Below are 12,394 nucleotides of genomic sequence, written 5' to 3' on the forward strand. Positions count from 1 at the left end.
GGAGGCTGGCGACCGGCCCTGGACGGGACAGGCCAGGACGGGCGCTCGGAAGTCTCCCACTAAAGCATCGTGTTCTCAAGCGCCTGAACTTCTTTCTTTACCAAGGCTCCGACACGGTGCTTGGCCAGATAGACCTGGGCGGCGTTGATGCCGAGGGCTTCGGAGGTCTTCTTCACGCCCCAGCCCTTCATGACATAGCAGTCGAAAATCTGAAACTGCCGGGGTGAAACTTTGGCCTTCACGCGTTCGAGGGCCGCAGCGGTGATGTTATCACGCCACTCACGGTCCCAGATGTTCTCCAGAAGGTTGTCTTTGTCCTGAGAGAGGCGGTCGATCACTTGGCCGCTGGTGTCCTCACTGTCAGCGTTGCCTTGGTCAGCCAGGGAGGGCTGACGTTTGCGTGCGCGGAAGACGTCCAGGATGCGCCAGCGTGTCATCTGCAGCAGCCAAGCCTTGAACGATCCGGCGCGCGGATCGTACTGCCCCTTCTGAACCTGGCGGGCAATGGCGATGATCGTCTCCTGTACCACGTCGAACGCCTCCTCGCGGGTGAGGCCGGCCTTGGTGCCAACGCTGAAAATGAGGCGCCAGTAGGTCTGGTAAAACTCGTTCCAAGTCCGCTGGTCTTCCCAATTGTTCAGGCGTTCGATCAGGCTCTTGCGGGTTTTCTCCCACAAGCCCTTGTCTTTCTTTGCGTCTTCCGGGACTGGAATATCTTCTGGCTCTGGCACCGGTTTGCTCATTATGAGCGCTGATTCTCAACGGATGAGCCGTGCTGTCAAACCTTTGAAACCCGCTCCGCAGAGAGAATTTTGACGAAAGAGAAGTGCTTGTGGCGGCGGGGGCACGCATTGTCATGAACCAGCCCGGTTCATGTCGTGCATGAAGTCATTTCATCAAAGGTGGAGGGGTGGCGCGGCATCGCCGGTTGCCATCGTTTGGGGGCGCGTTAGTCTGGCCGTCCTGCGCCGACTTTGTGGCGCAGTCCCTGCTTAAAAACCATGTCCGAATTGGAAAACCCCTTTCAAGAGACGCTGCTCTCCCGCCACCGGGCGGAACCTTGCACCGTGGTCATCTTTGGCGCCACCGGCGATCTGACCCACCGCAAACTGATCCCCGCCATCTACAACATCGCTGCCGCCGGCGACCTGCCTCCGCAGTTCAAGGTGGTGGGTTTCGCCCGCCGCGACAAGACGGACGAGGGGTTTCGCGCGGAACTCGAAGAGGGAAACCGCAAAAACAGCCGTCAGGGGCACAATGACGAGTTGTGGGGCAGTTTTGAGCAGTGCATCCATTACCATCGCAGCGAGTTTGAAGATCCCTCCGGTTATGTGCAGCTCAAGCTGCTGCTCGACAAATTTGACCAGGAGCGCGGAGCGCCAGCCAACCGGCTGTTTTACCTCGCGTCGGCCCCTGAGGCTTTCAAACCGATCCTCGAGATGATCCGCGCCGCCGGACTCAACGAAGGCGTGGGTGGCAAGTGGGCGCGCGTCGTCTGTGAAAAGCCTTTTGGCAAGGATCTCGCCACCGCGCGTGGTTTGAATGCCGTCGTGGCCGAAACCTTCGAGGAAAAGGACACCTACCGCATCGACCATTACCTCGGCAAAGAGACGGCGCAGAACATCATGGTGCTGCGGTTTGCGAACTCGATCTTCGAACCCAACTGGAACAGCCGCTACATTGACCATGTGCAGATCACCTGTGCCGAGAATCTTGGCATGGAGGGCGGGCGCGGCGGTTACTACGATACTGCTGGTGCGCTGCGTGACATGGTGCAGAACCATCTCTTCCAGTTGCTCACCCTTGTGGCGATGGAGCCTCCGACCGATCTCAGCGCTGACAGCGTGCGTGACGAAAAGGTGAAGGTCATCCGCGCCCTGCGTCCGCTTGTCGGGCCTGAAGCCGTTGGCAAAAATGTGATCCGTGCCCAATACACCGCAGGCAGTGTCGATGGAGTGCCGCGTGTGGGTTATCGTGAGGAGGATCGCGTCAATCCCGAGTCCAAGACCGAACCCTATGTTGCCCTGCGTCTTATGATCGACACGTGGCGCTGGCAGGGGGTTCCGTTTTACATCCGCGTGGGCAAGCAATTGCCGAAGAAGGCCACGGAGATCAGCGTGCATTTCAAAAAGCCGCCACAGGTCCCGTTTGCGACCACCAAGCTGCTCAACGACAGCGCCAACACGCTCGTCATCCGCATTCAGCCAGACGAGGGGATCGCTCTGCGCATCCTGTGCAAGCAGCCCGGCCAGGCGATGAGCATGCAGCAGGTGAAGATGGACTTCCGGTACTCGTCGAGCTTCGGCAAGGCCAGCCCCGAGGCCTATGAGCGTCTCCTGCTCGATGCCATGGCTGGTGACGCCACCTTGTTTGCACGCCGCGATGAAGTCGAGAACGCCTGGAAGTTCATCGATGAAATCGAAAACGCCTGGCACAAGTCCGCCACGCCGCCGCCGATGCACGAGTACCCCGCCGGAAGCTGGGGACCGAAGGAGGCTGATGACCTGCTCCGAGCAGACGGACGGGAATGGCGTCTGCTCTAAACTGGAAGGAAACATCATCATGCCGCCTTCCACGCTCAACGAATCCGACCTCGACCGTCTCGGCCTGGAGACGCCCATCGCACGCATCGATCGTGCCTTGAAGCAATTGTGGGAAGGGGACGAAGCCAAGACGCGGGCCTCGCTCATCAATCTCGCGATCTACACGGAAAACAGCGGAGAACTCATTGCTGACAATGATCTGCTCGACCACGTGGCTGCGCGCCACGCCTGTCGCGCCCTGCTCATTCTTGCGCTGCCCGAAGCGCAGCCGCCGCGGGCACGTGCGTGGATTCAGGCGCTGTGCCGGCCGTATCAGGGCAAGCAAGTCGTGTGCAGCGAGCAGATCAGTTTCTTGCTCGAAGGCGGCAACGCCGCGCAGGTGCAGAACATCGTCTTTGCGCATCTTGATTCCGATCTGCCACTCGTGGTCTGGTGGCAGGCCGATTTGTCCAAGAACTTCGAAGAACGCCTCTACAGCCGCATCGACACGCTGATCATCGACAGTTCACGCTGGGCGGATCCCGCAAAGCAGTTCGATGCACTGCTGACCGCGATGCACGCCGAGACCGGCGGCTTCGACGTGCGCGATCTTGCGTGGACGCGCTCTCACTTCATGCGCACGGCGCTGGCCAGTTGCTTTCAGGACGCCGCCGCCCTTCATAATCTTGACAAGCTGCGGACCATTCACATCACCCATCTCAAGGGCCAGCGCACCACTGCGTTGCTCCTCGCAGCATGGATCAACCAGCGGCTGAAGACCACGCTTGGCCTCGATCTGATTGAGAAAGACACCGGACCTGCGCTTCAAAGCCTCGTGCTCGAAGGCGAAGGCGTTCGTGGCGAGGTGAGGCGTGACTGTGAGTCCTGCTTTTTCAGCGTCTGCGCCACCTGCGGTGATCACACTCATGAGGAGCTTCTTCCGGCCGATGTGGACAGCGACGACGAACTCGTCAGCGAACAGCTCTCCCGCTTCCACGGCAGCACGCTCTACTCAGACATGCTCCCGTTTGTGCGCAGCATGCTGAAATAACCGTTCGACATTCGTCCGGCGGATTTCAACACTGCGCCCATGCGCCCCTGGCTTCATCTCGCCCGCATCTCCAACCTTCCCACGGTCTGGACCAATGTCACCGCCGCATGGCTCCTCGCGGGCGGTGCGCTCGCTGATGCGCGTCTCTGCTGGCTCATTCTCGCCGGTTCGCTGCTCTACACTGGCGGCATGATTTTGAACGACGCCGCTGATGTGAAGTTTGACCGCGCGCATCGCAAGGAGCGGCCCATCCCGAGCGGGCAGGTGAGCCTCGGCGCGGTGTGGGGCGTGGGAGTCGCCATGCTGGTCGTTGGTTTTGGCATCGCCATTTTTGCCGGAGCCAATGTTTGGATCACGTTGGGGCTCGTTGCAGCCATCCTGTTTTATGACCTCTATCACAAACCCTGGCCGGGTTCGGTGGTTGTCATGGGAGCATGCCGGATGCTGCTCTACTTGATGGCGGCCAGCGTATTGGCGAAGACGGTCTTGCCTGCCGCCATCGCGCTCGGCTGTTACGTCGTCGGACTGAGTCTTGCGGCGCGTTCTGGCGGGAGGGGGCCGGCTTTGTGGTTGCTGTGGGCTCCAGTTCTGTCGTTGCTGACAGGTCCGATTGGTCGTTGGAGCTGGGACTCGGCACTGCCGATCGCGATCTTGATCGTGCCGGCTGTGTTCGCGTTGCTGGCAGTCAGTGCGATGATTCGTCTCCGCTCGTCTCGCATTGATGCCGCAGTGGGTTTGCTTCTCGCGGGCATCCCTGTTGTCGATGCCATGGCGGTCCTCACAACACAGCCTGTTCTTGCTCTCGGATTCGTAGCACTCGCCCCGCTCCTCCGCCTCTGGCAGCGCTGGGTGGCGGCGACCTGAGCGCAAGATCGTTCTTCCGCAGGCCGTTTGGCCTTTCCCTTTGACCTCCAACGCTCTTGCAGGCAAAGAACCCGCCCCCAATGCTGGAGAAAATCATCAGGCTCGAACACACCCATCGCATCTTGTTTACGAGAGAAGTGTTCGCGCCCCGGAACAACACGATCCGTGACCTTCTCCGACTCGAGCAGCCTCACAAGATCCCCCGCGTGCTGGTTTTTGTGGATGAGGCCGTGGCATCCGCCAACCGTGATCTCATCGACGACATCATGGCCTACGGGCAGGTGCATGCGGAAACGTTCACCATGGCCGATGATCCCATCGTCATCCCCGGCGGCGAACCGTGCAAAAACGACTTCCGCCTCGTCGAGTGCTGCTGGGATGCGATCAATGAGGCGGCGCTTGATCGTCATAGCTATGTCTTTGTCATCGGTGGCGGTGCGTCCCTAGATCTCGTGTGCTTTGCGGCTTCGACGGCGCATCGCGGCATCCGCCATGTGCGTTTTCCCACCACCACGCTCAGTCAGGGCGACGGTGGTGTCGGTGTCAAAAATGGCGTGAACTACTTTGGCAAAAAGAACTGGGTCGGAAGCTTTTCCGTCCCCTTTGCGGTCGTGAATGACTTTGTCTTTCTTGAATCACTTCCCACCCGCGAGCGTCGCAACGGCATCATCGAGGCCATCAAAGTCGCCCTCATTCGCGATCGTGCCTTTTTCGAGCAGGTCGAGGGGATGGCCGACGACCTCGCGTCCTTGAAACAGGAAGCGCTCGAAAAGGTCGTCCAGCGCAGCGCCGAACTGCATGTCGAGCATATCGCCACCGGTGGTGATCCCTTTGAACTCGGGTCGGCCCGTCCGCTCGATTTCGGCCACTGGGCTGCTCATAAACTGGAGCAGATCTCCAAGTTCTCCGTTCCGCATGGGGAAGCTGTGGCCATCGGCATGGCGGTCGACCTCGTCTATTCCCGCATGCAGGGCATTCTCGATGCCGAAACCTGCGAGCGCGTGCTTCGGCTCATCGAGCGCATCGGTTTTGCCACGTATTCGCCGCATCTGATGGACACGGGGCGCACTGGCGAGCCCGCGATTTTGGAAGGTTTGGAGGAGTTTCGCGAACACCTTGGCGGCGAACTGACGGTGACCCTGGTGCCGAAAATCGGCGAGAAGATCGAGGTGCATGAAATGAACCGCGTGAAGATCCTCAATGCCCTCGTTGACCTGAAGCAGAGGCAAGCAGAGGCTTGACGGCTCCACGTCTGTCGCGTTCACTTGCGCTGCTTATGAAACGACCGGCACGCATCCTCATCGGCGCCATCGCCCTGTTCGCGATGGCTTGGGTGCATGTGTTCAAGCCGGTGCGTGGGTTTGAATGCGAACATGACGGTGTTCGTGTTTTTACGCTTCAGGACCACTGCCACGGACCGCACTCGGCGGCCTGCCACGATCATGATCACGAAGAGCCCTGCCACTCGCACGATGATCTGCCTGCCGGTGACGACACCGAGCATCACACTGCGTTGGTCGAGTCGCTGACCGCCCTCAAGACAGATTCTTTCCAGTTTGCGGCCGTCTTGGCCGTTGCTCCGGCGACTTTTGAGACCATCGCGTTTCCGCCGGTTTTGAGCGCCGATGAGTCCGTCCTGCGGCACATCGCCGCGCATCCTGACGGCCGACGATGGCCGCGGATACTTTCGCACTGCATCGCACTGCTGATTTGAGAGCGCACTGACGCCTCCATCCACGAATGATGGCAGGCGCGTCCGCATTCCCGTCGTGGGCCAGAGGCTTCCTTGTGCCCGGATATTCTCAACTGCACTGCCATGCACCGTTCATTCCTATCGTTTTCCCTTGTTCTCTTCACCTGCTCCGACGTCTCGGCGCTTACGCTGCCGCTTTCAGGCGTCGCGGGGCGCGTGCGTGCGCATCATCCCACGCTTACGGCGGCACGTTTTGTCATCGATGAAGCCCGAGGGCGTCAGCTTGGCTCGGGTCGGCTGTCGAATCCTTCCCTGGGTTTTGATTACCGCACTGAAAGCCGTCTCAGTCCGGTGACGGGCGAGTTTGCCTTTGAACAGGCATTTCCGCTGACACGTCGTCTGTCGCTGGAGAAAAAGCTCACGACCCAGCTGGTCAGCGCTGCGGAGCTGGAAGTGCGCGATGTCGAGCGCCGTCTGATTGCAGAGGCCCGCACCCAGGCAATCAGGCTGCTGGCCATCGAGAAGCAGCGCGTTCTGCGCCAGCAGCAGACGGAGCTTGCGAAAAAGCTTTCCGACTTCGCGAAGGGCCGGGCGGCGAAAGGTGAAATCTCGCCGCTCGACGCTGCCCAGGCGCAGGTGGATGCGCAGCGTCTCCTGCTTGAAGGCCGCAAGCTCGAAACCGAACTTATCAGCCTGCTGGGTGTCCTGAAGCCGATGCTCGGCATCGCACCCGGCGATCCGCTGGTCATCAGCGGCGACCTGCCCGCGCTTGTGATGCCTAACGTTACACCCTGGCAGCGCCGTGCCGACTACCAGCTCGCACAGACCAAGACACAGGCCGCGCAAACCGATGCCGATCTCGCCAAAGCCAACCGAATGCAGGATGTCAAAGTCGGTATCGTCGGCGGGCCCGAGCAGCAGCATGTGCAGGGCTCCAATTATCAGCGCACGGGCTACATCGGCTTCCGCATCTCGCTACCGCTGCCGTTTTGGAACCGCAATCAGGGCGAGATCGCGGAGAAGAAAGCCACAGCGGAGCGTCATCGGCTCGAAACCGAGGCTCTGGGCAAACAAATCGCCAGCGAGGCCGACACGGCGCGCAAGGAGATGCAGGCAAATGCGGACCTGGCCCGCGAGACGCGTGACAAGCTGCTGCCGCTCGTGCTGGAGCAGACGCAGAAGCTCGAAAAAGCCTACGAGAGCGGCCAAACCGACCTCCTCACCGTGCTGCGCGCGCGTGATCAACGGCTGCAGCTCGAATCCGCCGCGCTGGATGCCACGCGTGATTTTCACCTCGCCCGCATCCGCTACGAATCCGCCACGGGAGCCACCCAGCCATGAAACGTCTCTTCCTTTTCCTTTCTTTTTCCGCAGCTTTGAGCGCCGCCACCAAGCCGGACATCATTCTCGACGACACCGCCGTCAAAAATCTCCAGCTCGAATATGCCGAGGCCGAGGAGACCACGTTTGAGGACACGGTCTTCTCGCTTGGCCATATTGAAGTGCTGCCCGGCAAATCGGCCATCGTCAGCAGCCGCATTCCCGGCCGCGCGTTCTCCGTGCTCGTGATTCCGCATCAGGAAGTCGATGCAGGTGCGGAAGTGGCGTGGATCGAGAGTCGTCAGCCCGGCGATCCGCCTCCGGTGATCAAGCTTGAGGCGCCCATCGCGGGGTTGGTGTCGAAGGTGAACATCGTGCAGGGCCAGCCTGTGTCGCCGGACGATGAACTGATCAAGATTCTCGATCTGAACACCGTCGAGGCCGTGGCCAGCGTGCCACAATATCTGGCGGGCCAATTGAAGCCTGGCGTGCAGGCGCACATTCGTGTGACCGCGCTTCCGGACAAGGTGTTTGAGTCGAAGATTGCTCACATCGCCGCCGAGGCGGAAGAAGCCTCTGGCACCATCGAGGCCGCATTTCACGTCGCGAATCCGGATGGGCTGCTGCGTCCTGGCATGAAGGCCGAATTCAGTGTTGTGGTCGGCAAACGTGAGAACGTGATGTCCGTCCCACGCGCCGCCGTGCAGGGCGATGGCGCTCAGCGCTTTGTTTACATCAAGGCTTATGATTTGAAGAACGCCTTCGTCAAAGTGCCCGTCGTGGTCGGCACCATGAACGATCGTTTTGCGGAAGTCACCGAGGGGCTTCTGCCTGGAGATGAAGTCGTGACGCGTGGTGCGTATGCGCTCGCCTTCGCCGGCAAGGGAAGCGTCTCGCTCAAGGAGGCGCTGGATGCCGCGCACGGTCATCCGCACAAGGAGGATGGCAGTGAGATGACCAAGGAGGACATCGCCGCTGCGGAACACCATGGTCACGATCACGAAGGGCATGACGCAGGCTGGAACATGCTGACGACCTTCTTTGCCGGCACGAGTGCGCTGCTGCTTGTGCTGCTGGTCGTGACGCTTGGGATGAACCGCAAACCCGTCGCCGTCTGACATCATGCTGAACAAGCTCATCCGCTTTTCCCTGCACAATCGTCCGCTCATCCTCATGGGCGCGATTCTTGTGCTGGTGTTTGGCGTGCAAACATTGACGCAGCTGCCGGTGGAGGTGCTGCCGGACATGACGAAGCCGACGGTGACCATTCTCACCGAAGCGCCGGGTCTGGCACCGGAGGAAGTCGAGACGCTGGTCACGCTGCCGATTGAGTCGGCGGTGCAAGGAGTCGGCGGGCTCGACCGCCTGAGATCCAATTCGGACGTGGGACTGTCGCTCGTGTTCGCGGAATTTGCGTGGGGCACGGACATCTATCGCGCACGACAACTTGTGCAGGAGCGCATGCAGGCGGTGCTGAATACGCTGCCGAAAGAAGCGAAGCCCGGCATGACGCCTGTGTCGTCGCTCATGGGCGAGATTCTTCTCGTGGGACTGCGCAGCAAGGATGGCACGATGGCGCCTAGGGATCTGCGCACGCTGGCGGACTGGACGATCCGCCGTCGGTTGCAGAGCATCAGCGGCGTGGCCGAGGTGCTCACGATCGGCGGCGGTGTGAAGCAGGTGCAGGTGCAGCCGCATCCCTATCGCATGGCCGCCTATGACGTCACATTTGATGAAATCGAGGTCGCCGTGAGTCGTGCGGCGGGCAATGCGACCAGCGGCTATCTGCAAGCCGGACCGCGCGAGATCATGGTGCGCAATCTTGGCATGACGACACAGCTGGAGGACATCGCGCGAACGGTTGTCAAAATCGCGGGCGATCGTCCCGTGCTCATCAGCGATGTGGCGGAGGTGCGACACGGCATTCAGCCAATGCGCGGTGACGCCAGCGTGAACGGCACGATGGGCGTCATCCTCAGCATCGACAAGGCGCCCGGCTTTGACACGCTGAAGCTCTCCCGTCAGATCGAGGATGCGCTGGAGGAGCTGAGGCCTTCGCTTCCTCCCGGCGTCACGGTGGAGATCATGTTCCGCCAGGGCGATTTCATCGAACATGCCATCGGCAATCTCAAGGAGGCCATCCGCGACGGTGCGGTCATGGTCGCCATCATCCTGTTTCTTTTCCTGCTGAACTTCCGCACGACTTTTATCACGCTCACGGCGATGCCTCTGTCGTTCGCGGTGACGATCCTGATCTTCAAGCTGTTCGGCGTGAGCGTGAATTCGATGACGCTCGGCGGTCTCGCCGTCGCCATCGGCATGGTGGTGGACGATGCGATCGTGGACGTAGAGAACGTGTTTCGACGTTTGCGGGAGAATCCTTCAAAAATCCATCTCGATATTATCACCAGCGCCTCCGGCGAAGTCCGGAACTCGATCCTCTATGCCACGGTGCTCATCATCCTCGTGTTCATGCCGTTGTTTGGCCTGGAGGGTATCGAAGGACGTTTGTTCACGCCGATTGCCATCGCCACGATCTCCAGCATGGCGGCGTCGTTCGTCGTTTCACTGACGGTTATTCCAGTGCTGTGCTCGCTGCTGCTCAAACCGAAACCGGGCAAGCATGGCGACGGCTTTCTGGTGCGCGGGATGAAGTTCTTCGTGCGAAACACCTTCCTCCGTGTGGCGCTCGGCGCACCGATGTTGGTCGTCGCATTGGCGGGCGTGCTGCTGATCGCGGCGCTGATGCTGTATCCGATGATGGGGAAGGAATTCCTGCCTGCATTCAATGAAGGCAGCGCCACCATCTCCCTCGCCGGTGCGCCGGGCACGTCGCTGGCGCAGTCGAACGAGATCGGCGAGGTCGGCGTGCGTCTGCTGCAAAGCATTGACGGGGTTAAAAGCGTCGGCCGTCGTGCCGGTCGTGCCGAAAAGGATGATCACGTCATGCCGGTGAGCGTGAATGAGTTCGACGTCGAGTTTCACGAAGGCGGCAGGCCGCGCGAAGTCGTCTTTGCGGAGATTCGTGAGAAGTTGAAGGCCATTCCTGGAACCTTCCTCAATGTCGGTCAGCCCATCGGTCATCGTCTGTCGCACATGCTCAGCGGGGTCTCTGCGAAGATCGCGGTGAAGATCTTTGGGGCTGATCTCGCCGTGCTGCGTGAGAAGGGTGGACAGGTGCGTGACATCGCCAAAACGATCCCCGGTCTGACGGATGTGATCCTCGAAGCGCAGGTGCCCATCCCGCAGATCAAGATTGAGGTGAACCGCGAACGTGCTGTGGCCTACGGCGTGCAGCCGGGAGCGCTCAATGAGCAGGTCTCCACGCTGCTTGGTGGCAAGACGCTCGCGGAGTTGCGTGAAGGACAGCGCACAGTCGATCTGGTGCTGCGGCTGCCGGAGGCCTGGCGTGATTCACCGGAGAAAATCGGCGATCTGCTCGTCGAGACCGACAACGGCCAGCGCATTCCATTGCGCCTAGTAGCTGACATCCGCGAAGGCAACGGCCCGAACGTCATCAATCGCGAGAATACGCAGCGGCGCATCGTGGTCGGCGCGAACACCTCGGTGCGCGACCTCGAAAGCCTCGTGAACCGGTGGGAGACCGCGGTGAAGGAGCAGGTGAAGCTTCCGACCGGCTACTACATTCGTTTTGAGGGCGAATTCCAGGCGCAGCAGGCCGCGGCGAAGCGCATCACTTTCTATTTCACGCTCGTGCTGCTCGCGGTGACGATCCTGCTGTTCGGCTACTTCCGCAGTCTGTCGCTCGCGTTGCAGGTGATGCTGAACATCCCGCTCGCGCTCATGGGCGGCCTCGTTTTGACGTGGCTGCTGATCAACAACATCAGCATTGCCACCATCGTCGGTTTCATCGCCGTTTGCGGTGTCGCCGCGCGTAACGGCATCATGATGCTCAGCCACTACCTTCATCTGATGAAGCACGAGGGCGAGGGGTTCACCCGCCAGATGATCGTGCGTGGCACACTGGAGCGATTGGTGCCGGTGCTGATGACGGCGCTGGCCGCCGGCATCGCGCTGATCCCGCTGCTGCTATCCGCACATGAGCCCGGCAAGGAAATCCTCCATCCCGTCGCCGTCGTGATTCTCGGCGGACTCGTGTCCTCCACCTTTCTCGATCTTCTCGTCACGCCCGCCGTCTTTTATCTCTTTGGCCGCAAGGCCGCGCTCAAACACACCCAACACACCAACAACAGCCTATGAAAACCAAACTCATCCTCCTCGTCACACTCATCACCGGCTTCGCCCTTGCGCATGAAGGCGTCGAACTTGGCCCCAACGGCGGTCGCATTCTCGAATTCAGCAAAAATGAAACCATGCACGGGGAGATCCTCGTCAAGGATGGCAAGTTTCACATCGCCCTGCTCGACAAGGACATGAAGCCCGTCGCCATGAGCGGGCAGACGTTGACCGCGACCACCGGAGACCGTGCCAAGCCGCAGAAACTCGCCGTGGAGGCCGACAAGACAGGTTTCGTTGTTCCCTTGGTGAAGGATGGTGAATGGCTCATCCTTCAATACAAAAACACTCCCGATGCCAAGGCAATCACCGCCCGCTTCGAGTACAACACGAAGATCTGCGAGGAGTGCAAAGAGCAGGAATGGGTGTGCAAGTGCAAGCCTGACAAGGACAAGAAGTGAAATGACGCGCGAGAATCGGAGCGTCACCGTCCACCATCCGCTTAGGTGAAGACAGACCTGCCTGCCGCTGCGGTTGATCCCAGGTCACACGGCCATGCCTTCAATGGGAGGCCCGGCTCCTTGCGTTCTGCGCGATTTGGTTTGTCAACTTTTTGCACACTTCTCTGAAAAAGTGCGTCAAGGACAAGTTTGAGCGCAGCATGGCGATGCTGTGATCACACTTCTCTGCGGGGCGGGCATGTTTCAGCCCCCTGCCATTGCGACGAAATCAGATCCCCAGCCCTCC

10 protein-coding genes are annotated in these 12,394 nt (G+C 60.3%); 9 read left to right on the forward strand and 1 reads right to left on the reverse strand.

Annotation, left to right across the window (positions count from 1 at the left end; all coding sequences use genetic code 11):
• Positions 1 to 59: 59 nt before the first annotated feature.
• The gene (locus KDL09_RS11825) at positions 60 to 743 is read right to left on the reverse strand and encodes a sigma-70 family RNA polymerase sigma factor (RefSeq protein WP_294385046.1); all 684 of its coding nucleotides are present in this window, start codon (positions 741 to 743) and stop codon (positions 60 to 62) included.
• A gap of 258 nt (positions 744 to 1,001) precedes the next feature.
• Here KDL09_RS11825 and zwf point away from each other — a divergent pair, with 258 nt between their 5' ends.
• The 9 genes from zwf to KDL09_RS11870 all read left to right on the forward strand — a co-directional run bounded on the left by zwf (position 1,002) and on the right by KDL09_RS11870 (position 12,108).
• On the forward strand, positions 1,002 to 2,543 hold the full coding sequence (gene zwf / locus KDL09_RS11830) for a glucose-6-phosphate dehydrogenase (RefSeq protein ID WP_294385049.1): 1,542 nt from the start codon (positions 1,002 to 1,004) through the stop codon (positions 2,541 to 2,543).
• Between the two features lie 19 nt (positions 2,544 to 2,562).
• The gene (locus tag KDL09_RS11835) at positions 2,563 to 3,573 is read left to right on the forward strand and encodes a glucose-6-phosphate dehydrogenase assembly protein OpcA (RefSeq protein WP_294385051.1); all 1,011 of its coding nucleotides are present in this window, start codon (positions 2,563 to 2,565) and stop codon (positions 3,571 to 3,573) included.
• A gap of 39 nt (positions 3,574 to 3,612) precedes the next feature.
• The gene (locus KDL09_RS11840) at positions 3,613 to 4,437 is read left to right on the forward strand and encodes a UbiA family prenyltransferase (protein ID WP_294385052.1); all 825 of its coding nucleotides are present in this window, start codon (positions 3,613 to 3,615) and stop codon (positions 4,435 to 4,437) included.
• A gap of 56 nt (positions 4,438 to 4,493) precedes the next feature.
• Positions 4,494 to 5,678 (forward strand): 3-dehydroquinate synthase, encoded by a 1,185-nt coding sequence (locus KDL09_RS11845; RefSeq protein WP_294385054.1) that lies wholly within the window; start codon positions 4,494 to 4,496, stop codon positions 5,676 to 5,678.
• 35 nt (positions 5,679 to 5,713) lie between these two features.
• Entirely contained in the window at positions 5,714 to 6,151 is a 438-nt protein-coding gene (locus KDL09_RS11850) for a hypothetical protein (protein WP_294385056.1), read from the forward strand.
• A 102-nt stretch (positions 6,152 to 6,253) separates the two neighbouring features.
• Positions 6,254 to 7,471, forward strand: a complete 1,218-nt coding sequence (locus KDL09_RS11855; RefSeq protein WP_294385092.1) for a TolC family protein — start codon at positions 6,254 to 6,256, stop codon at positions 7,469 to 7,471.
• Complete coding sequence (locus tag KDL09_RS11860) at positions 7,468 to 8,568, forward strand: efflux RND transporter periplasmic adaptor subunit (protein ID WP_294385094.1); 1,101 nt, start codon at positions 7,468 to 7,470, stop codon at positions 8,566 to 8,568. The genes KDL09_RS11855 and KDL09_RS11860 overlap by 4 nt, the downstream gene beginning before the upstream one ends.
• Positions 8,569 to 8,572: 4 nt before the next feature.
• Positions 8,573 to 11,671, forward strand: coding sequence for an efflux RND transporter permease subunit (locus KDL09_RS11865; RefSeq protein WP_294385096.1), 3,099 nt, complete (start codon positions 8,573 to 8,575; stop codon positions 11,669 to 11,671).
• Complete coding sequence (locus KDL09_RS11870; RefSeq protein WP_294385097.1) at positions 11,668 to 12,108, forward strand: hypothetical protein; 441 nt, start codon at positions 11,668 to 11,670, stop codon at positions 12,106 to 12,108. Before KDL09_RS11865 ends, KDL09_RS11870 begins: the two co-directional genes overlap by 4 nt.
• Positions 12,109 to 12,394: the final 286 nt, after the last annotated feature.

This window comes from Prosthecobacter sp. (assembly GCF_020439865.1).
Taxonomy (GTDB): Bacteria; Verrucomicrobiota; Verrucomicrobiia; order Verrucomicrobiales; family Verrucomicrobiaceae; genus Prosthecobacter.